Genomic DNA, 19,988 nt, shown 5'->3' with positions numbered 1-19,988 from the left:
TCTTCTTTGTTTCTGGCAATTTTCCCCACGTTTTCGGAGTTCGCGGAATGCTTTCTGGGTGGCTGCGCGCGTGTGCGCTGATAGTGATAGGTCTGGTCAGCGTTTCGACGTTCGCCAATGAAAAACAACGTACAGCCATTGTCGTCGGAGGCGGTCTGGCCGGCCTGACGGCGGCTTATGAGTTGCAGAACAAAGGTTGGCAGGTCACGCTGCTGGAAGCCCGGCCCGTTATCGGCGGCCGTTCGGGGCTCGCTACCAGTGAGTGGATCGGCAACGCCAAGGCGCAGCCCGTCCTGAACCGCTATCTGGACAGCTTCAAGATCCAGAGCGTGCCGGCTCCGGAGTTCGTGCGCACCCCCAGCTACCTGATCGACGGCGTGCATTTCACCCAGGCCGACCTGGCGCTCAAGCAACCGGCTACTGCCGAAGCTATCAAGCGTTATGAGGAAACTCTGGATAACCTGGCTCGCTCCATCGAAGACCCGGAAAACCCGGCTGCCAACAGCACGCTGTTCGCCCTGGATCAGATCAACGTGGCCAACTGGCTGGATCGTCTGAACCTGCCTGCGACGGCGCGCCAGTTGATCAACCAGCAGATCCGCACCCGCTATGACGAGCCTTCGCGTCTGTCGCTGCTGTATTTCGCCCAGCAATCGCGGGTCTACCGTGGCGTGGACGAGCGCGATCAGCGCGCTGCACGCCTGCCGGGCGGCAGTGCGGTACTGGCCCAGGCTTTCGTCAAACAACTCAAGACCATCAAGACCAGCTCTGCGGTCTCGGCCATCGTGCAGGACAAGGACAGCGTTACGGTCAAGGTCGGCAGCGTCGGCTACAGTGCCGATTACGTGGTGCTGGCCGTGCCTTTGCGCTCGCTGGGCAACATTCAGATGACGCCGGCGCTGGATGCCCGGCACCTGGGCGCCCTGAAGGGCACCAACTATGGCTGGCGCGACCAGATCATGCTCAAGTTCAAGACGCCGGTCTGGGACAGCAAGGCGCGCATGTCGGGCGAAGTGTTCAGCAATACCGGCCTGGGCATGCTGTGGATCGAGCCCGCGCTCAAGGGTGGCGCCAATGTGGTGATCAACCTGTCTGGCGACAATGCCCGGATCATGCAGGCGTTTGGCGACAAGCAACTGGTGGATCAGGTGCTGATCCGCCTGCACACCTTTTATCCACAGGCGCGTGGTGCCTACACCGGTTATGAAATCCGCCGCTACAGCGTCGATCCATCCACCGGCGGTTCTTACCTGGCATTTGGTCCCGGCCAGATCAGCAAATACTGGCGCCTGTGGGAAAAGCCCGTGCAGCGTGTAGCTTTTGCGGGCGAACACACTGACGTTCTGTATCCGGGCACACTGGAAGGTGCTCTGCGCAGCGGTCAGCGTGCCGCCAGTCAGGTACAGGATCTGGCAGCTGGCAAGTCGTTCGAGCCGGTCAAAGTGGTTCCACCTGTGGCACCTGCGCCTGCGCCAGCGGTGAAGAAGTCGGAAGGTGGTTTCTTCAGCAACCTGTTCGGTTTCGGTGATTCTTCCGACAAGCCTGCTGAAAAACCTGCCGAGAAGCCGGTCGAAAAAGCACCCGAGCCAGCTCCAGCCCCGGCGCCTGTGCCAGCGCCTGTTGCCCCGGTGGTTGCACCTGCGGTTGAGCCGGCCAAGACGCCTGCCAAAACCGAGCCTGCCAAGAAAGCTGCGGCCAAGGCCGAGCCAGCCAAAAAGGCACCGGCAAAGGAAACCGTGAAAAAAGAGCCTGTGAAAAAAGAGGCCGCCAAGAAAGAAACGGCAAAGGAAAAGGCACCTGCCAAACCGGCTGCTGCCCCGAAAACACCGGTTAAAACCGAAGCAGCACCGGCCGACGTCAAGAACTGAAGCCATGGCTGACAGAAAAGGCGCGGATAAAACCGCGCCTTTTTTTATGGGCGATCGATTCGTTCTTTATAAAACCGTGCAGTGGAACCTCAACAATAGTGCCGTTCATCGCCATCGAAATGCCGACGGTCATAGCACAGTGTTACTGAGCGGAATTTATCGAGATGCTGCGCCAGCAGAACAGCCAGCGGTCCTCAAAAGGGCGCTGGTTGAAATCGAAAGATCGATGATGGAAAAATTTTCATCATGTTTTTCGATGGTTCAGAGCAAAATTTTGCGCTTTCAATCGATAGATAAAAAGCTAGTCTGGTAACACTTCTAACAGGGTATTTGCGATGCAGTTACGTAATTCATCCTCTCGCTACGGTCTGGTCGGCATGGTGCTGCATTGGGGCGTGGCCATTGTAGTCTTCGGGTTGTTTGCGCTTGGGCTTTGGATGATGGGGCTGGATTATTACGATACCTGGCGCAAGGCCGGGCCTGATCTGCACAAGAGCATCGGCCTCACGCTGTTTGCCGTGATGCTGTTTCGCGTGGTCTGGCGCTTTATCAGCCCGCCACCTGCGCCGTTGGCCAGCTACAGTAGGTTGACGCGCCTCGGAGCTGCATTCGGTCACTTCTTTCTGTATGCCGCTCTGTTTGCCGTGATGTTCGCCGGTTACCTGATTTCCACTGCCGATGGTGTCGGGATTCCGGTCTTCGGCCTGTTCGAGGTTCCAGCGCTGATCAGCGGCTTGCCTGGACAGTCGGAGACAGCGGGCTGGATTCACTTTTATCTGGCATGGACCATCGTGGTTTTTGCGGGGTTCCATGGCCTGGCTGCACTGAAACACCACTTCATCGATCGCGATGTGACCCTCAAGCGTATGCTGGGTCGTAACTGATTGTTCAACCAAAACGGGAATAAAAGCATGTTGAAGAAGTCTCTCGCCGCTCTGGCTCTTGGTACTGCTCTGTTGTCTGCCGGTCAGGCGATGGCTGCCGATTATGTGATCGACAAGGAAGGCCAGCACGCTTTCGTCGACTTCAAGATCAGCCACCTGGGCTACAGCTTCATCCACGGCACTTTCAAGGACTGGGACGGTACTTTCAGCTTCGATGCTGCCAAGCCTGAAGCCAGCAAGATTGCTGTCGAACTGAAAACCGCCAGCCTGTTCACCAACCATGCCGAGCGCGACAAGCACATCCTCAGCAAGGACTTCCTGGACGCTGGCAAATACCCTGAAGCCAAGTTCGTTTCCACCAGCGTCAAATCCACCGGCGCGAAAACCGCTGACGTCACTGGCGACCTGACCCTGCACGGCGTCACCAAGCCAATCGTGATCAAGGCTACCTTCAACGGCGAAGGCAAGGATCCATGGGGCGGCTACCGTGCCGGCTTCAACGGTACCAGCACTCTGAACCTGAACGACTTCGGCATCAAAGGCCCAGGTCCGACTTCTCAGACGCTGGACCTGGACATCACTCTGGAAGGTATCCAGAAGAAGTAAGCGCTGCCTGATCGACGGAACGCCGGCCTTGTGTCGGCGTTTCTGTTTTTGCAGCACATACAAAAACGCCCCGAACCAGTCGGGGCGTTTCTGTTCCAGTCGTGCTGTCAGCTATCGCGGTTGCGAGTCAGCAAGGCCGGTTTTTCACCGCGTGGTCGGCTTGGCAACTGATCGAGCTGCTCGGCAGACGGGAACCGGTCGATTTTCGATTCCTTGTGCACGATTTTCGGCTGAGGTTGCTGGCCTTCACGGGAGCTGCGAACGGCCGGTTCCTGACGTGGCTGATCGTCACGTGCCGGACGGCGATTGCGTGGCTGACCATCACGGGCACCGCCCCCAGTGCGCGGGCCGGAACCCGAGCCATTACGCTTGGCGGGTGCGCCGGTGCCAGTACCTGCACCAGAGCTACGTGGGTTGGCAGGGCGGCCCGAACCTTGTGGGCGTCCGGCGCCAGCTGGTGCTGCGCCTGGAGCGGCAGGGGCTCCGGGACGACGGCCACGGCCCTGGTTCTTGCCTTGATAAGGGCTTACATAGTCAGCGCGGTTGCCGAAGTTATCCACTTCGTCATCCCGAAACTCGTCAGGTGCGCGATCAGGCGATGGACGTGGCGGTTGCGAATGACGCTGCTCGCGTGGCGTGCCTTCGCGAGGTTTTCTTTCACGCGGCTGGCGTGCCGGACGTTCGCCGGACGCTGCGGCTGCTGCCGGCTTTTCCTTGCCTTTGTCCTTGCCCTTGTCGCGACGGCCGCCGTTGTTGCTGCTCTTTTCGCCTTCAGCACGTGGGGCACGGGCTGAGCGTGGATTGCGAACGTCCGGACGCTCACGAACTTCAGGCTTTTCAGCCTCGACTGCATTGATGTCGAAACCCATCAGGTCGCCGTCAGGGATTTTCTGACGGGTCATGCGCTCGATGCTTTTGAGCAGTTTTTCTTCGTCCGGCGCAACCAGCGAGATGGCCTCGCCGGTGCGGCCTGCACGGCCGGTACGACCGATGCGGTGCACGTAGTCTTCATCGACGTTTGGCAGCTCGAAGTTGACCACGTGTGGCAACTGGTCGATATCCAGGCCGCGGGCGGCGATATCGGTGGCGACCATGATCCGTACGTCACCGGCCTTGAAGTCGGCCAGGGCTTTGGTACGAGCGTTCTGGCTCTTGTTGCCGTGGATCGCGACAGCGCTGAGGCCGTGCTTGTCCAGGTACTCGGCCAGGCGGTTGGCGCCGTGCTTGGTGCGGGTGAAGACCAGAACCTGCTCCCATGCGCCCTGAGTGATCAGGTGGGCCAGCAGCGAACGCTTGTGGTTGGCTGGCAGGCGGAAAACCCGTTGCTCGATACGCTCGACCGTGGTGTTCGGTGGCGTGACTTCGATGCGCTCGGGGTTGTGCAGCAGCTTGCCTGCCAGGGCGGTGATGTCGTTGGAGAACGTTGCCGAGAACAGCAGGTTCTGGCGCTTGGCCGGCAGGCGGGCAAGGACCTTTTTCACGTCATGGACGAAGCCCATGTCGAGCATCCGGTCGGCTTCATCGAGCACCAGGATTTCAACGTGGGACAGATCGACGCTGCCTTGTCCGGCCAGGTCGAGCAGGCGGCCCGGGCAGGCGACCAGCACGTCCACGCCACGGGCCATGGCCTGGACCTGCGGGTTCATGCCGACGCCGCCGAAGATGCAGGCGCTGACGAACTTCAGGTCGCGGGCATACAACTTGAAGTTGTCATGCACCTGCGCAGCCAGTTCGCGGGTTGGGGTCAGGACCAGTACGCGGGGTTGGCGCGGGCCATGACGCTGGGATTTGTCCGGGTGACCGTTGGGGAACAACCGCTCCAGAATCGGGAGGGCGAAGCCACCGGTTTTACCAGTACCTGTCTGTGCCGCAACCATCAGGTCGCGACCTTGCAACACGGCGGGAATGGCCCGCTGTTGCACCGGAGTAGGCTGGGTATAGCCCGCTGCCTCGATGGCGCGGACTAAAGCCTCGGAGAGACCGAGGGAAGCAAAGGACATGAGTAATCCTGTTCTGTTGGAGCTTGAGCTCAAGGGATAGTCTGCCTGGCGCGAATGACGTTCAGCTCGTGTAGAAGCGGCCAATCGCTGGATTGCCGACCTTGTGTACAGAGACTGAGAAGACGCGATCCCGTCCGGTCCTGCGGGGTCTTTGATTCATCTCGTGTCATCGGCGCGGGTTGGAAATGCGCTGTTTTCGTGATCGAGATGGCTTCTGCAAGACCGAGCGTCCGGGCGTAAGCCTGGCGGGAAGGCTGGAGTATAACAGAGCAAACGCGCTGCGCTGCTTTCATGCTGCCCAACGGTTTCTGCTGCAGGATCTTTCGCACGGTAGTCACCGAAAGACCCTGCCTGGAGAATGGCCTGTCAGCGTGGCAGCTTCAGGTTGTTCCAGATGGCCAGGCTCGGTTCTGCCTGGTTGAGCGTGTAGAAGTGCAGGCCCGGTGCGCCGCCTTCGAGCAGGCGTTCGCACATTTCGGTGATGACCTGTTCGCCAAACGCCTGGATGCTCTGGATGTCGTCGCCATAGGCTTCCAGTTGTTTGCGAACCCAGCGCGGGATTTCCGCACCGCAGGCATCCGAGAAACGGGCCAGCTTGCTGTAGTTGGTGATAGGCATGATGCCCGGCACGATCGGCAGGCTCACGCCTTGCTTCTGAACGCGTTCCACGAAGTGGAAGTAGCTGTCGGCGTTGAAGAAGTACTGGGTGATCGCACTGTCTGCACCGGCGTTGGCCTTGTGCACGAAGTTTTTCAGGTCGTTTTCGAAGTTGTGAGCCTGAGGGTGCATCTCCGGGTACGCCGCCACTTCGATATGGAAGTGATCGCCGGTTTCTTCACGGATGAAGGAAACCAGGTCGCTGGCGTAGCGAAGTTCACCGCTGGCCATACCCATGCCGGACGGCAGGTCGCCGCGCAGGGCGACGATGCGTTTGATGCCGGCATTCTTGTACTGGGTCAGCAGTTCGCGCAGTTCGGCTTTGCTGTCACCCACGCACGACAGGTGCGGTGCGGCAGGGATTTTGACTTCGTTTTCCAGTTGCAGCACGGTGTTGATCGTGCGGTCACGGGTAGAACCACCGGCACCATAGGTGCAGGAGAAGAAATCCGGGTTGTAACTGGCCAGCTGACGCGCAACGGTCAGCAGCTTTTCATGCCCAGCGTCGGTCTTGGTCGGGAAGAACTCGAAGCTGAAACGGCGGTCTTGGCTCATGGAGGCCGATCTCATTGTAGGAGCGAACTTGTTCGCGATAAGGCCGTAACGGCCTTCAGTACTGAAGAATAGCGGTCGCAGCCAGCTCCGATGACAACTGGCTGCGACCGCTTCGCGCTCGATCGCGGACAAGTCCGCTCCTACATGAGGAGCGGACCGTCCGTATCAATCAGTAACGATAAGCGTGTGGCTTGAACGGGCCTTCGACGGTCACGCCGATGTAGTCGGCCTGGGTCTTGGTCAGTTTGGTCACGACGCCGCCGAAGCCGCGGACCATTTCCAGGGCCACTTCTTCGTCGAGTTTCTTCGGCAGTACTTCAACGGTCAGGCGCTCGGCTTTTTGGGCTGGCGACAGGTCGGCGTACTTCTGGTCGAACAGGAAGATCTGAGCCAGAACCTGGTTGGCGAACGAGCCGTCCATGATGCGGCTTGGGTGGCCTGTGGCGTTGCCCAGGTTAACCAGACGGCCTTCGGCCAGCAGGATCAGGTAGTCGTCGTTCTGTGGGTCGAAAGCGCCAGCGCCGGTGCGGTGGATCTTGTGAACCTGTGGCTTCACTTCTTCCCATGCCCAGTTCTTGCGCATGAAAGCGGTGTCGATTTCGTTGTCGAAGTGACCGATGTTGCAGACCACAGCGCGTTTTTTCAGCGCCTTGAGCATGTTCGCGTCGCAGACGTTGACGTTGCCGGTGGTGGTCACGATCAGGTCGATTTTGCCCAGCAGGGCCTTGTCGATGCTGGCTTCGGTGCCGTCGTTTTCACCGTCGATGAACGGGGAAACCACTTCGAAACCGTCCATGCAGGCTTGCATGGCGCAGATCGGGTCGACTTCGGTGACCTTGACGATCATGCCTTCCTGACGCAGGGACTGAGCCGAGCCCTTGCCCACGTCACCGTAACCGATGACCAGCGCCTGCTTGCCGGACAGCAGGTGGTCGGTACCGCGCTTGATGGCGTCGTTCAGGCTGTGACGGCAACCGTACTTGTTGTCGTTCTTGCTCTTGGTGACCGAGTCGTTGACGTTGATGGCCGGGATTTTCAGCTCGCCCTTGGCCAGCATGTCCAGCAGGCGGTGTACGCCAGTGGTGGTTTCTTCGGTCACGCCGTGGATGCGATCAAGCATCTGTGGGTATTTCTTGTGCAGGATCTCGGTCAGGTCGCCGCCGTCGTCGAGGATCATGTTGGCGTCCCATGGCTGGCCATCTTTCAGGATGGTCTGCTCGATACACCACTCGTATTCTTCTTCGGTCTCGCCTTTCCAGGCGAAGACAGGAATGCCGGCAGCGGCGATTGCGGCAGCGGCCTGATCCTGGGTGGAGAAAATGTTGCACGACGACCAGCGAACTTCGGCGCCCAGTGCGACCAGGGTCTCGATCAGCACGGCAGTCTGGATGGTCATGTGGATGCAGCCGAGGATCTTGGCGCCCTTGAGCGGTTGCTCACCGGCGTACTTGCGGCGCAGACCCATCAGGGCAGGCATTTCGGATTCGGCGATGATGGTTTCGCGACGGCCCCAGGCAGCCAGGGAAATATCGGCCACTTTGAAATCGTTGAATTCTGCAGGCGTGATTACAGCACTCATTGAGAGTCTCCATTCCATAAAAATGCGAATGGGCGCCGTTGTGCGTTTAAGGCTTGACCAGTGGACCGGTCAAACAACGCCCCATCCGAGCCTGACAGGGAAAACCTGCTGCAGCGCCCCTCGGACAGGTGGCGGGAACGGTATCAAGCGAAGATGACCGTTTTAAAACGGATGGCAGTATAGCTGCGCTGACGATTCTTCCCAAGGTTTTCTATCGGTGAAATCCCGGACACCGGGTTTTTAGGTATGCTGCCATTGAAGACAGGCATCGATTGACAGTCGCTCAGGAGTGAATATGAATTTCCACACCCGCAAGTGGGTCAAGCCCGAAGACCTCAACCCCAACGGCACGCTGTTCGGCGGCAGTCTGTTGCGCTGGATCGATGAAGAGGCGGCGATCTACGCCATCGTCCAGTTGGGCAATCAGCGTGTGGTGACCAAGTACATCTCGGAAATCAACTTCGTCAGCGCTTCGCGCCAGGGCGACATCATCGAGTTGGGGATCACCGCCACCGAGTTCGGGCGTACGTCGATCACTCTGATGTGTGAGGTCCGTAACAAGATCACTCGCAAGAGCATCCTGACGGTAGAGAAGATGGTATTCGTCAACCTGGGCGACGACGGATTGCCTGCGCCTCATGGCCGTACTGAAATCCGCTACATCAAGGATCAGTTCGATATACCGGAAGAATAAAGAGAAGCGTCCTGCCTCAAAGCGCTTGAGGCAGGACGGCAAGCGGTCAGCCCTGCAATTGGCGCAGCCACGCCAGGCCTTCACTGGTATCGCCTTTCGGTCGATATTCGCAACCGATCCAGCCTTCATAGCCCAACTGGTCGATCACCTCGAACAGGTGCGCGTAGTTCAGCTCGCCCAGATCCGGTTCGTGACGATCCGGCACGCCAGCGATCTGGATATGGCCGATCCCTGAAAAATCACGGCGCAGCTTGGCTGTCAGATCACCTTCGACGATCTGGCAGTGGTAGCAGTCGAACTGGACCTTGAGGTTGTCGGCACCCACCTGACGGCAAATATCCTGCGCCTGATCCTGACGGTTCAGGAAGAAGCCTGGCATGTCGCGGGTGTTGATCGGCTCGATCAGCACGGTGACTCCGGCTGCCTTGGCCTGCTCGGCCGCGAAGGCCAGGTTTTCCAGGTACACCGCCTGATGGCGCTGACGCAGGTCTTCGCTGGGCAGCAGGCCTGCCATGACGTGAATCCGGTCATTGCCCAGCACCTGGGCATATTCCAGAGCCTTTTCAATGCCGCTGCGAAATTCAGCCTCGCGGGCCGGCAAGGTGGCGATGCCTCGTTCACCGGCGGCCCAGTCTCCCGGTGGAGCGTTGAACAGCGCCTGCACCAGACCGTTGTCGCTCAGGCGTTGCTTGAGTTCTTGCGGGCTGTAGTCGTAGGGAAACAGATACTCGACCGCGCCGAAACCATCGGCAGCGGCTGCGGCGAAGCGCTCAAGGAAATCATGCTGCGGGTACAGCATGCTGAGGTTGGCGGCAAAACGAGGCATGTTAACTCCAGTCTCTAAAGGTCAGACGAAGGGCCAGAGCAGCAGGGTCAGGACGAAGCCCAATGTACCCAGCAGCGTGACCAGTACGGTCCAGGTGCGCAAGCCGTCGGCGACGTTCAGGCCCGCCAGCTTGGTAAACATCCAGTAGCCCGCATCGTTGATGTGCGACATGGCCAGACCACCACCGCCCATGGCCAGGCAGAGCAGGGCCAGATGGTTGGCGCTCAGGTCCAGCGTAGCGATCAGCGGGCTGAGAATACCGGCGGTGGTAACCAGCGCCACAGTGGTGGAACCCTGGACCGCACGCAGCAGCATGGTCAGCAGGAATCCCAGAGCCAGAACCGGCAGGCCGGTATTGCGCAAGGCTTCGGAAACCACCGCGCCGATGCCGGTATCGACCAGCACTTTACCGAACACACCACCGGCACCGGCGATCAGGATCACCATGGCCACGCCCGGCAGTGCCGAGCCGATGACGTCCGATACCTGGGAACGGCTCCAGCCGCGGCGTGTGCCCAGCAACCAGGCGCACAGCAGAGTATCGATCAACAGGGCAACCAGTGGCGCGCCCAGTACGGTCAGAACACTGCGCAATGTGGACGTCACAGGCAACATGGTGGTGGCCAGCGTGCCGAGCAGGATCAGCACGATAGGCAGCAGAATCAGGGCAATGATCAGACCGAAACCTGGTGCAGGCGCTGGCGGTAGCTTGCTTGCCAGGCTGCTGGCGCTTTCTTCGCCACCCAGTGTCTTGGTCTGAGTCGCTTCGCGAACCGTGGAGTAGTCGTTACGCGCCCAGGCTTCCAGGTCTTCGTTGGTGACATGCGGGCCGTAGACTTCGCTGCGGATATCGTCGGTCATCGGGTAGGTCTTGCGGGTCATGCGACCGGCGACGAAGTAACCGATGATGCACAGCACCGCGACCATCGGAATACCCAGCATCAGCACACGACCAAGGTCTGCGCCCAACTGGCTGGCAGCGGCGACGGCACCCGGATGCGGCGGCAGGAAGGCATGCACGGCCAGCAACGCGGCGCACATCGGCAAAGCAAAGATCAGCAGCGGTTTGCGCGCAGCACGTGCCACGCCGTAGGCCAGTGGCATGAGAATGATCACGCCGACTTCAAAAAATACTGGAATGCCGACCATGAAGCCTGCAACGGTCAGCGCCAGTGGCGTGCGCTTGTTACCGAAGCGGTCGATCAGCGTCCTGGCCAGGGCTTCGGCGCCTCCTGACAGTTCGATGATGCGCCCGATCATTGCGCCCAGGGCAATGATGATTGCGATATGGCCAAGGGTCTTGCCCATGCCGCCTTCGATGGTTGCGACCAGATCGGCCGGTTTAACACCGGCCACCAGTGCCACGATGATGCTGACCAGCATCAGGGCAACGAAAGGCTGGAATTTGTATTTGAGAACCAGAAACAGCAGCAGGGCGATACCCGCGCCCGCGATGGCCATCAACATGAAGGGAGTCATGCCTGTGCACTCCGGCGAAGGGTGAGCGAGACAAACGCTGAGCAATAGCTGACAAAAGCGAGATAGGGATGATTCATGCTCTTGAGTCCTGTTGTTATTGTGTGTGGTGATGCTGTCGTCGGTCGGGAGTCGCCAGGCAACTCCCGATCAATGCGTGCGAGTTACCACTTCGCGCCGAAGACCTGACGCAGCTCTTCGAGGGCTGCCGGGTCCAGTGGCGCAGGCTTGGGGTTGGTCATCAGCCACAGGCGAGCGGTTTCTTCGAGTTCTTCCAGGGCGTAGCAGGCCTTGGCGACCGAGCTTTCCCAGACTACGGGGCCCAGTCGCTCCAGCATCACGCCGCGAACACTGTTGGCCAGTTGTGCGACGCGCTCGGCGACTTTCGGGGAGCCCGGACGTTCGTAGCCAATCAGCGGGATATGCCCGACTTTCATCACCTGATACGGCGTCAGTGGCGGCAGGATGTCGTCTTCTTTCCAGACGCCAGCCAGGGTCAGCGCGACCAGATGCGTGGAGTGGGTATGCACCACACCGCCTACTTCAGGGTTCCGGTCATAGACTTCGCGATGCAGGGCCAGGGTCTTGGACGGCTTGTTGCCGGACACCCATTCACCCGCCAGATTGACCTTGGCGATATCCGCCGGGTCCAGACGGCCCAGGCAAGCGTCGGTCGGGGTGATCAGCCAGCCGTCGTCGAGGCGGGCGCTGATGTTGCCGGCGCTGCCGACCGTGTAACCACGGCCATAAAGCAGCCTGCCGACATCGCAGATTTCTTCGCGCAGGGCTTTTTCGCTACTCATCAAGCTTCTCCTGCCAGTTGCTTGAGGGCTTTGGCGAAGAAGTCACGGGCACCGAAGTTGCCGGACTTGAGTGCCAGCGCCAGCGGTTGTGCGCCGCTGCTGACAGTCGCCGGAACGCCCGGATCGATCTGTGCGCCGATCTGCAGCAGTTGCACGCCGAGCGCCTGAACCACGGCGCCCGACGTTTCGCCACCGGCGACGACAAAGCGACGCACGCCAGCGCCCAGCAAACCTTTGGCGATCTGGCCCAGCGCTTCCTCGACCATGGCGCCGGAGCGTTCGACACCCAGCTCCTTTTGCACGGCCTTGACTTCATCCGGCGTGCTGGTGGCGTAGATCAGAACGGTTTGCCCGGCATCGCGGGCGAAAGCCAGGGCCTGCTCGACCACGGGCTTGCCAGCCGCGAGGTCCAGCGGATTGATGCGCAGGGCAGGGCGGTTGTCTTCCAGCCAGGCCGCGACCTGACCATTGGTGGCCACCGAAGCGCTGCCTGCCAGCACCACTTCGCCACCGCTGACTGCGGCCTGTTTTGCAGCATCGATATCGCGCAGCTTGCCTGCCTTGCGGAAGTTGCCCGGCAGGCCCAGCGCCAGACCCGAACCACCGGTCAGCAGCGGCAGGTCAGCACAGGCTTCGCCCAGTACATAAAGGTCTGCATCGGAAACGGCATCGGCAATGGCCATGCTCACGCCATCGGCGCGCAGCTCGGCGATCTTGCTGCGCACGGCTTCTGCGCCCTTGGCCACGGTGTCATAGCGCAACAGGCCGACTTTCTTGCTGGTCTGTTCCTGCAGGACACGCACCAGATTGGCGTCAGTCATTGGGGTCAGCGGGTGATTCTGCATGCCGGATTCGTTGAGCAGTTGATCCTGCACGAACAGATGGCCACGGAAGATCGTGCGACCGTTTTCCGGGAACGCAGGGCACGCCAAGGTGAAGTCACTGCCGAGTTTTTCCAGCAGGGCTTCGCTGACCTGGCCGATGTTACCAGCGGCTGTCGAGTCGAAGGTCGAGCAGTATTTGAAGAAGATCTGCTCACAGCCGCGTTCGCGCAGCCATTCGAGTGCAGCCAGCGATTCATCGATGGCTTCGGCGGTGGGTGTGGTGCGTGACTTGAGCGCGATCACGATAGCGTCGGCATCAAGACCGGCGGCCATTTCAGCGCTCGGGATACCGATGCTTTGCACGGTGCGCATGCCGCCGCGAACCAGCATGTTGGCCAGGTCCGTGGCACCGGTGAAGTCATCGGCGATGCAGCCCAGCAACGGGCGAGAGGAAGTCGAAGTCATGGGGCGCTCCTCAGGCTTGTTTCGGTTTGGCTTTCGGCAGTTCGATGCCCGGGAAGATTTTGATCACCGCGGAGTCATCTTCCCGGCCGAAACCGGCGCTGGAAGCCTGCATGAACATCTGGTGAGCGGTGGCCGACAGCGGCAGCGGGAATTTGCTGGTGCGGGCGGTATCCAGTACCAGGCCCAGATCCTTGACGAAAATGTCCACCGCCGACAGTGGGGTGTAATCCGCGTTGAGGATGTGCGGTACACGGTTCTCGAACATCCACGAGTTACCGGCGCTGTTGGTGATCACTTCGTACAGGGCGTCGGCATCGACACCTTCGCGCAGGCCCAGGGCCATGGCTTCGGCGCTTGCCGCGATGTGCACGCCAGCCAGCAACTGGTTGATGATTTTGACTTTCGAGCCCAGACCATGGACATCGCCCAGGCGATAGACCTTGCCCGCCATGCCGTTGAGCACGGCTTCTGCCTTGGCGTAGGACTCGGCCGGGCCGGAAGTCATCATGGTCATCTGACCGGCTGCTGCCTTGGCAGCGCCGCCGGATATCGGGGCATCGAGGTACAGCAGGCCTTGATCGACCAGGCGCTGGCCCAGTTCGACTGCGAAGGTTGGAGCGACGGTGGCGCAGCCGATGACCAGGCTGCCGGGACGCAGTGCGCCGATGGCGCCGTTCTCGCCAAAGAGGACCGTTTCAGTCTGCTCGGCGTTGACGACGACGGTAATGATCACATCACAGGCCGCGGCCATGCTGGCAGGCGAGTCACAGGCAACACCGCCTTCCTGGGCGAACGCTTCGGTCACGCTGGTGCGAACATCGCAGGCATGCACATTGAAGCCACTGCGCAGCAGCGAACGGGCAATGCCCAGACCCATGGCGCCCAGGCCGATAACGCCAACATTCTTCGTAGTCATGATGCAATCCTCAAGTCAGTGCCGATGCCTGTGGAGCTGGCAAACGGGCGATATTGTTCTGATCTGTGAATCTGATAGTGAATCAGTGAGTAGATAATGTGAAGTATTTTTTGTTTTTAACAAAAGTTCACATCGAAAAAGCATCGCGGGCAAGCTCCCTCCCGCATTGGAATGATGGTGTGGGTGGGGGCTTGCACGCGACGACAGAATTTCAGGTGCTGAAGGAAGGGGTGATGCGAGGAATTAAAACGAATGGTTCTGCTTGCGCCTGCGCCATTGACCCAGGGATTCCTCCAGACGGGCGGGGCTGTCGATGCCCTGGCGGCGTGCATGGCTGAACAGGATCAAGGCCAGTTCAGCCGTGACCAGCGCGTCGGCGCTGGCATGATGGCGCTCTTCGGCGTGCAGCCCGAAAAAGTTCGTCCAGTCGTCCAGGCCGGCCTGACGCAAACTGGCGTCGGGGCAGAGCATCGGGGCGATATCTGCGACATCGAAGAACGGATGCTGCAAGCGATAATCCAGGCTGTCCTTCAGGGCGCGGGACAGCATGTGCTGGTCGAAAGGTGCATGGAACGCCAGCATCGGGCTTGAGCCTGCGAACTCCAGGAAGTCCAGAAAAGCCTCCACCGGCTCGCTACCCGCGGCGATGGTGCTGGGCGCCAGACCGTGGATCAGCACTGCCGGGCTGACCTTGTGATCGACACGAAGAATGGTGCGCTCGAACTGCTGGCCCAGATCGATGGCACCGTCTTCTATCACCACGGCACCGATGGACAGGACCTGATCGCGGTTCATGTTCAGGCCGCTGGTTTCCAGGTCGAGCACGACCCAGCGCTGTTTGCGCAAGGACTCTTCGTTCAGCGGCGCGAAGGCTGGCAGCTCTGCCAGACGCTGCAGGTGCTGCTGCTCCAGCGGCGTCTTTTTCGGTCGTGGTCGTAGCCACTCGAACAGATTCATAGTTGATAACGTAGGGTCAGGCTGGTTTGCAGGCGCTGTGCCTGGCGGAATGATTCGCGCAGGATGCGCCGGTCCAGGTGGTTGAGCGTGTCCGGATCGATGCGGTTGGAGTACGGCAGGTTCTGACGGCTTTGCAACTGATGTTGCAGCATGCGGGTCTGTTGGATGAAGTGATAAGCCTCTTCATAGGCGGCGCCGTCCAGCGGGTCGATGACCTCGCGCTCCACCAGTTGCCGCAACCGTTCCAGAGTGTTATTGGCGCCGATACCGTTGGCCAGCGCAAGCAACCGTGCGCCATCGACAAACGGCGTCAGGCCTTCTGTTTTCAGGTCCAGAGTGTCCTTGTCGCTGCCTTTGCGCGCCAGCACGAAATCCTTGAAACGCCCGACCGGAGGGCGCTGCCGCAGCGCGTTATCGGCCATCATGCGCTGGAACAGGCGATTGTCTGCGACCTGATCGAGAATGCCGCGGCGTAATTGTTCACACCCGGCTTCGTCGCCCCAGACCACTCGCAGATCAAAGTAGATGCTCGATGCCAGCAGGTTTTCAGGCGTGGCTTCGCGAATGAAGGCCGAGAAGCGTCTGGACCATTCGCTGCGTGACAGGCACAGCTCTGGATTGCTGGCCATGATATTGCCTTTACACAGGCTGAAGCCGCACTGGGCAAGGCTCTGGTTGATGCGCTCGGCGATGGGCAGCAACAGCGCTCGTATTTCCGCTGCTTGCGCGGCATCACTGGCTTCAAACAGGATTCCGTTGTCTTGATCGGTGTGCAGCGTCTGTTCACGCCGTCCTTCGCTGCCGAAGCACAGCCAACTGAAAGGCACGCCGGGATCGCCTTTCTCTTCCAGCGTCAGTTCGATGACCCGGCATACGGTGTGGTCGTTGAGCAGGGTAATGATCTGGGTGATCTGGGTAGACGACGCGCCATGGGCCAGCATGCGGTCGACCAGTTGCACAATATCACCGCGCAGATTGGTCAGTGCTTCGATCCGTGGTGCATTGCGAATGGTTCGGGCCAGATGCACCAGATCCACACGTTGCAGGGAAAACAGGTCGCGTTCCGATACCACGCCGCACAGGCGCCCGTTCTTGACCAGGCAGACATGGGCAATATGGCGACCGGTCATGGCGATGGCCGCATCGAAGGCGCTGGCGTCGGGGCTCAGGTGAAACGGTGCCTGGCTCATGGTGTGCCTGATGGGCTGGCTGAAGTCGGCATTCACGTCGGCAACCGCTTCGCGCAAGTCCCGCAGGGTGAAGATCCCGAGCGGTGCCTGCTCCTCATCGACAATCACGATGCTGCCCACTTGCTGCTCATGCATCATCCTGACGGCTTCGCGCATCGGCGTTTCAGGGTCGCACATCACCGGATGGCGCATGGCCAGTTCGCCAAGGCGGGTATTCAGGGAGTATTGAGTGCCCAGGGTTTCCACGGCGCGTTGCTGGACTTGATGATTGACCTGATCCAGCAGACTGCTGACGCCGCGCAAGGCGAAATCCCGGAAAGTGGTGGACAGTGCAAACAGCTTGATGAAGGCCTGTTTGTTCAATTGCAGGCAAAAAGTATCTTCGGCTGCCAGATGTTCGGTGCGTGTGGCCCGTTCGCCCAGCAGGGCTGCCAGCGGGAAGCATTCTCCGGTGGTGATTTCAAAGGTGGTTTCGGTGCCACCTTTTGCCGAATGTGGTCGTTCCCCTACCACTCGGCCTTGCTTAACGATATAAAAGTGCTCTACTGCACCATCTGCCGGCTTGATGATGCTTTCGTCGCAGGCGTAAAAACGTAGTTGGCACTGCTCAACCAGGTACGCCAGATGGGCATTTTCCATCTGGTTGAACGGTGGAAATTTTTGCAGGAACTGCATGGTGCCGTGGATGTTCTGCAACACCGCAGTTTTGCCTGCCTGGTTGAAAGCGTCGGCTTTGCTCATGACCTGTACCGCGTTTTTGTTATTGGCGGTCATGGTCGACCGCTTGGGCCGCAGTGCCCATTGGACGTAAGTCTTACGCTGACAGGTAGTGCCCTGATGCACAGGTTTGTGTAGAGCTGTTTTAACGAACGCATGGGATCGCGCTCGAATACCCGGCTGGGAGGCCCGTAAAGTGCGCTGCAGGTTTAACCTGATCTGCTGTAGGAATTAGTCCAGGGAATGATGAGGCGGGAATGAGTGACCACGACATCTTGAGCGATGAAGAGCGCGACGCCCTTACAGAGGTCATGCTCCAGTCCAATCGTGACTTGCCGCAACGTGTGCTGATCGTCGATGACGACAGCGACGCCCGGGAGTTGCTGGCAGAAATTCTTAGTCTCAATGACATCAGTTGCTTGACGGCTGGTGGCGGCAACAGCGCCATGGAGCTGCTTGAAACCCGTCAGTCCATAGGCCTACTGATCACCGATCTGCGCATGGCGCCTTGTGACGGGCTGGACCTCATCCGCCAGGTCCGCGACTCCGAACGCGCGGCTTTGCCGATCATCATCGTTTCAGGCGACGCCAACGTGCGCGATGCCATCGATGCCATGCATTTGAGTGTGGTGGACTTCCTGCTCAAGCCGCTCAATACCAAGCAGCTTGTACGGTTGGTGAAGCGTGAGCTGGGGATGACCTGAGTTCCGGTTCGCGACTGAATTCGCTCCCACATGTGCAGGAGCGACTTCAGTCGCGAAAACCACTACCTGTTTTGAGCCTTGAACTCCCGACGACGGCGATGCAGCACCGGCTCGGTGTAACCGTTAGGCTGCTTTGTGCCTTCTATCACCAGTTCGACGGCGGCCTGGAACGCGATATTGCTATCGAAATCCGGGGCCAGCGGGCGGTATAGCGGGTCGTTGGCATTCTGGCGATCCACCACCGGTGCCATACGCTTGAGGCTTTCCAGTACCTGCGCTTCGGTGACCACGCCATGGCGCAGCCAGTTGGCCATGTGCTGGCTGGAGATGCGCAGTGTGGCGCGGTCTTCCATCAGGCCGATGTCATTGATGTCCGGCACTTTCGAGCAACCCACGCCCTGGTCGATCCAGCGCACGACGTAGCCAAGAATGCCCTGGGCATTGTTGTCCAGCTCGTTGCGAATCTCTTCCGGCGTCCACTTGACCTGTGGGGCCAGCGGGATGGTAAGGATGTCGTCCACCGAGGCGGGCACCCGTTGCGTCAGTTCGGCCTGACGGGCGAACACGTCGACCTTGTGATAGTGCAAGGCGTGCAGGGCGGCTGCGGTAGGCGAAGGCACCCAGGCGGTGTTTGCACCCGCCAGCGGATGGGCGATTTTCTGTTCCAGCATCGCGGCCATCAGGTCCGGCATGGCCCACATGCCCTTGCCGATCTGAGCCCGGCCTTGCAGGCCACACTTGAGGCCGATATCGACGTTGGAGTTCTCGTAGGCTCCGATCCACTTCTCGGCCTTCATCTGCGCCTTGCGAACGACCGGGCCTGCTTCCATGGAGGTATGGATCTCGTCGCCCGTGCGGTCCAGAAAACCGGTGTTGATGAACACCACACGCTCGCTCGCCGCCTGGATACAGGCCTTGAGGTTGACCGTGGTGCGGCGCTCTTCGTCCATGATCCCGACTTTCAGCGTGTTGCGCGGCAAGCCCAGGACCTGCTCGACACGGCCGAACAGTTCGTTGGTGAATGCTGCTTCTTCCGGGCCATGCATTTTCGGTTTGACGATGTACACGGAACCGCTGCGGCTGTTGCTGCGCGACGTATTGCCCTTGAGGTTGTGAATCGCGGCAAGACTGGTCAGCAGGCCGTCCAGGATGCCTTCTGGCACTTCGTTGCCGTGTTTGTCCAGAATGGCGTCGATGGTCATCAGGTGACCCACGTTGCGGATGAACAGCAGCGAGCGGCCATGAAGTGTGACGTCGTTGCCTTCGGGCGTGGTGTAGACGCGATCCGGGTTCATGGTACGGGTAAAGGTTTCGCCACCCTTGGCCACTTCTTCGGACAGGTCACCTTTCATCAGGCCCAGCCAGTTGCGATACACCACGACCTTGTCGTCGGCATCGACTGCGGCGATGGAGTCTTCGCAGTCCATGATGGTGGTCAGCGCGGCTTCCATCAGGATGTCTTTCACGCCTGCCGGGTCGGTGAGGCCGACAGGGCTGGACGCATCGATCTGGATCTCGAAATGCAGGCCGTTGTGCTTGAGCAGAATGGCCAGCGGTGCAGAAGGATCGCCCTGGAAGCCGATCAGTTGTGCGTCATCCTTGAGGCCGGTATTGCTGCCGCCCTTGAGGCTGATGACCAGTTTGCCATCGATCAGCTTATAAGCCGTCGAGTCGACGTGGGAGCCGGCCGCCAGTGGTGCGGCTTCGTCCAGGAAGGCGCGGGCGAAGGCAATGACCTTGTCGCCGCGAACCTTGTTGTAGCCCTTGCCCTTCTCGGCACCGCCTTCTTCGCTGATGGCATCGGTGCCATAAAGCGCGTCGTACAGCGAACCCCAGCGGGCGTTGGAGGCATTGAGGGCGAAGCGGGCGTTCATCACTGGCACGACCAGTTGCGGGCCTGCCATGGTGGCAATTTCTTCATCGACGTTTTGCGTCGTGATCTGGAAGTCCGCCGCTTCTGGCAGCAGATAACCGATTTCCTGAAGGAAAGCTTTGTAAGCCGAGGCGTCGTGGGCCTGTCCGGCATTGGACTGGTGCCAGGCATCGATTCTTGCCTGCAAGTCATCACGTTTGGCGAGCAAGGCTCTGTTCTTTGGCGCAAGCTCATGGATCAGTGTGTCAGCCCCGGCCCAGAACGCTGTGGTATCGATGCCGGTTCCTGGGGTGGCTTCGTTCTGCACGAAGTCGAACAGGACTTTGGCGACCTGCAGGTCACCGACTTGAACGTACTCAGTCATTGCACTTGCCTCACTCTGCTCAGCAGGTCG

General features: G+C 59.9%; 17 protein-coding genes and 1 riboswitch. Of the genes, 6 read left to right on the top strand and 11 right to left on the bottom strand.

Going from position 1 to position 19,988, the window contains the following annotated elements; translation table 11 throughout:
• The first annotated feature begins 47 nt into the window (after positions 1 to 47).
• Genes KGD89_RS23800 through KGD89_RS23785 form a run of 4 tightly spaced genes read left to right on the top strand, consistent with a single transcriptional unit; the run spans position 48 to position 3,358 of the window.
• The gene (locus tag KGD89_RS23800; protein ID WP_025262229.1) at positions 48 to 1,868 is read left to right on the top strand and encodes a flavin monoamine oxidase family protein; all 1,821 of its coding nucleotides are present in this window, start codon (positions 48 to 50) and stop codon (positions 1,866 to 1,868) included.
• A 4-nt stretch (positions 1,869 to 1,872) separates the two neighbouring features.
• Complete coding sequence (locus tag KGD89_RS23795) at positions 1,873 to 2,181, top strand: hypothetical protein (protein WP_025262228.1); 309 nt, start codon at positions 1,873 to 1,875, stop codon at positions 2,179 to 2,181.
• Between the two features lie 22 nt (positions 2,182 to 2,203).
• Positions 2,204 to 2,752, top strand: a complete 549-nt coding sequence (locus KGD89_RS23790) for a cytochrome b (protein WP_025262227.1) — start codon at positions 2,204 to 2,206, stop codon at positions 2,750 to 2,752.
• Between the two features lie 27 nt (positions 2,753 to 2,779).
• A complete protein-coding gene (locus tag KGD89_RS23785; protein WP_025262226.1) occupies positions 2,780 to 3,358 on the top strand; it encodes a YceI family protein in 579 nt (192 codons plus the stop codon).
• 107 nt (positions 3,359 to 3,465) lie between these two features.
• On the opposite strand, the gene KGD89_RS23780 is transcribed toward KGD89_RS23785, so the two are convergent.
• From KGD89_RS23780 to ahcY, 3 genes are all read right to left on the bottom strand, one after another.
• Positions 3,466 to 5,358, bottom strand: coding sequence for a DEAD/DEAH box helicase (locus KGD89_RS23780; RefSeq protein ID WP_025262225.1), 1,893 nt, complete (start codon positions 5,356 to 5,358; stop codon positions 3,466 to 3,468).
• Positions 5,359 to 5,724: 366 nt separating this feature from the next.
• Positions 5,725 to 6,570, bottom strand: coding sequence for a methylenetetrahydrofolate reductase [NAD(P)H] (gene metF, locus KGD89_RS23775; protein WP_025262224.1), 846 nt, complete (start codon positions 6,568 to 6,570; stop codon positions 5,725 to 5,727).
• Between the two features lie 169 nt (positions 6,571 to 6,739).
• Positions 6,740 to 8,149 (bottom strand): adenosylhomocysteinase, encoded by a 1,410-nt coding sequence (gene ahcY, locus KGD89_RS23770; protein ID WP_025262223.1) that lies wholly within the window; start codon positions 8,147 to 8,149, stop codon positions 6,740 to 6,742.
• Between the two features lie 23 nt (positions 8,150 to 8,172).
• Positions 8,173 to 8,277: riboswitch (S-adenosyl-L-homocysteine riboswitch) on the bottom strand.
• A 167-nt stretch (positions 8,278 to 8,444) separates the two neighbouring features.
• Here ahcY and KGD89_RS23765 point away from each other — a divergent pair.
• A complete protein-coding gene (locus KGD89_RS23765; protein ID WP_025262222.1) occupies positions 8,445 to 8,843 on the top strand; it encodes an acyl-CoA thioesterase in 399 nt (132 codons plus the stop codon).
• Positions 8,844 to 8,889: 46 nt separating this feature from the next.
• Here the strand turns inward: KGD89_RS23765 and otnI are convergent, their stop codons facing one another.
• From otnI to KGD89_RS23730, 7 genes are all read right to left on the bottom strand, one after another.
• On the bottom strand, positions 8,890 to 9,669 hold the full coding sequence (gene otnI / locus KGD89_RS23760) for a 2-oxo-tetronate isomerase (RefSeq protein ID WP_025262221.1): 780 nt from the start codon (positions 9,667 to 9,669) through the stop codon (positions 8,890 to 8,892).
• Between the two features lie 21 nt (positions 9,670 to 9,690).
• Positions 9,691 to 11,148 (bottom strand): GntT/GntP/DsdX family permease, encoded by a 1,458-nt coding sequence (locus KGD89_RS23755; RefSeq protein ID WP_025262220.1) that lies wholly within the window; start codon positions 11,146 to 11,148, stop codon positions 9,691 to 9,693.
• 161 nt (positions 11,149 to 11,309) lie between these two features.
• Positions 11,310 to 11,948 carry a 3-oxo-tetronate 4-phosphate decarboxylase gene (gene otnC / locus KGD89_RS23750; RefSeq protein WP_025262219.1) on the bottom strand — a complete coding sequence of 213 codons (639 nt, stop codon included), beginning with the start codon at positions 11,946 to 11,948 and terminating at the stop codon, positions 11,310 to 11,312.
• On the bottom strand, positions 11,948 to 13,237 hold the full coding sequence (gene otnK / locus KGD89_RS23745) for a 3-oxo-tetronate kinase (RefSeq protein WP_025262218.1): 1,290 nt from the start codon (positions 13,235 to 13,237) through the stop codon (positions 11,948 to 11,950). The genes otnC and otnK overlap by 1 nt, the downstream gene beginning before the upstream one ends.
• A 10-nt stretch (positions 13,238 to 13,247) precedes the next feature.
• Positions 13,248 to 14,153 carry an L-threonate dehydrogenase gene (ltnD, locus tag KGD89_RS23740; RefSeq protein ID WP_025262217.1) on the bottom strand — a complete coding sequence of 302 codons (906 nt, stop codon included), beginning with the start codon at positions 14,151 to 14,153 and terminating at the stop codon, positions 13,248 to 13,250.
• A 243-nt stretch (positions 14,154 to 14,396) separates the two neighbouring features.
• Complete coding sequence (locus tag KGD89_RS23735; protein WP_025262216.1) at positions 14,397 to 15,110, bottom strand: 3'-5' exonuclease; 714 nt, start codon at positions 15,108 to 15,110, stop codon at positions 14,397 to 14,399.
• Complete coding sequence (locus KGD89_RS23730) at positions 15,107 to 17,041, bottom strand: DUF294 nucleotidyltransferase-like domain-containing protein (protein WP_025262215.1); 1,935 nt, start codon at positions 17,039 to 17,041, stop codon at positions 15,107 to 15,109. Before KGD89_RS23730 ends, KGD89_RS23735 begins: the two co-directional genes overlap by 4 nt.
• Before the next feature lie 233 nt (positions 17,042 to 17,274).
• On the opposite strand from KGD89_RS23730, the gene KGD89_RS23725 reads away from it, so the two are divergent.
• Positions 17,275 to 17,721 (top strand): response regulator, encoded by a 447-nt coding sequence (locus KGD89_RS23725; protein WP_025262214.1) that lies wholly within the window; start codon positions 17,275 to 17,277, stop codon positions 17,719 to 17,721.
• A 62-nt stretch (positions 17,722 to 17,783) separates the two neighbouring features.
• On the opposite strand, the gene KGD89_RS23720 is transcribed toward KGD89_RS23725, so the two are convergent.
• On the bottom strand, positions 17,784 to 19,958 hold the full coding sequence (locus KGD89_RS23720) for a malate synthase G (RefSeq protein WP_025262213.1): 2,175 nt from the start codon (positions 19,956 to 19,958) through the stop codon (positions 17,784 to 17,786).
• Positions 19,959 to 19,988 lie beyond the last annotated feature (30 nt).

This window comes from Pseudomonas cichorii (assembly GCF_018343775.1).
GTDB lineage: Bacteria > Pseudomonadota > Gammaproteobacteria > Pseudomonadales > Pseudomonadaceae > Aquipseudomonas > Aquipseudomonas cichorii.
Note: the sequence above shows the minus strand (reverse complement) of the source record. Positions and strands in the feature narration are given on the sequence as shown.

Coding starts and splice junctions, on each gene's coding strand:
- KGD89_RS23800 (WP_025262229.1), top strand. CDS start 48: ATGCTTTCTGGGTGGCTGCGCGCGTGTGCGCTGATAGTGATAGGTCTG.
- KGD89_RS23795 (WP_025262228.1), top strand. CDS start 1,873: ATGGCTGACAGAAAAGGCGCGGATAAAACCGCGCCTTTTTTTATGGGC.
- KGD89_RS23790 (WP_025262227.1), top strand. CDS start 2,204: ATGCAGTTACGTAATTCATCCTCTCGCTACGGTCTGGTCGGCATGGTG.
- KGD89_RS23785 (WP_025262226.1), top strand. CDS start 2,780: ATGTTGAAGAAGTCTCTCGCCGCTCTGGCTCTTGGTACTGCTCTGTTG.
- KGD89_RS23780 (WP_025262225.1), bottom strand. CDS start 5,358: ATGTCCTTTGCTTCCCTCGGTCTCTCCGAGGCTTTAGTCCGCGCCATC.
- metF (WP_025262224.1), bottom strand. CDS start 6,570: ATGAGCCAAGACCGCCGTTTCAGCTTCGAGTTCTTCCCGACCAAGACC.
- ahcY (WP_025262223.1), bottom strand. CDS start 8,149: ATGAGTGCTGTAATCACGCCTGCAGAATTCAACGATTTCAAAGTGGCC.
- KGD89_RS23765 (WP_025262222.1), top strand. CDS start 8,445: ATGAATTTCCACACCCGCAAGTGGGTCAAGCCCGAAGACCTCAACCCC.
- otnI (WP_025262221.1), bottom strand. CDS start 9,669: ATGCCTCGTTTTGCCGCCAACCTCAGCATGCTGTACCCGCAGCATGAT.
- KGD89_RS23755 (WP_025262220.1), bottom strand. CDS start 11,148: ATGACTCCCTTCATGTTGATGGCCATCGCGGGCGCGGGTATCGCCCTG.
- otnC (WP_025262219.1), bottom strand. CDS start 11,948: ATGAGTAGCGAAAAAGCCCTGCGCGAAGAAATCTGCGATGTCGGCAGG.
- otnK (WP_025262218.1), bottom strand. CDS start 13,237: ATGACTTCGACTTCCTCTCGCCCGTTGCTGGGCTGCATCGCCGATGAC.
- ltnD (WP_025262217.1), bottom strand. CDS start 14,153: ATGACTACGAAGAATGTTGGCGTTATCGGCCTGGGCGCCATGGGTCTG.
- KGD89_RS23735 (WP_025262216.1), bottom strand. CDS start 15,110: ATGAATCTGTTCGAGTGGCTACGACCACGACCGAAAAAGACGCCGCTG.
- KGD89_RS23730 (WP_025262215.1), bottom strand. CDS start 17,041: ATGAGCAAAGCCGACGCTTTCAACCAGGCAGGCAAAACTGCGGTGTTG.
- KGD89_RS23725 (WP_025262214.1), top strand. CDS start 17,275: ATGAGTGACCACGACATCTTGAGCGATGAAGAGCGCGACGCCCTTACA.
- KGD89_RS23720 (WP_025262213.1), bottom strand. CDS start 19,958: ATGACTGAGTACGTTCAAGTCGGTGACCTGCAGGTCGCCAAAGTCCTG.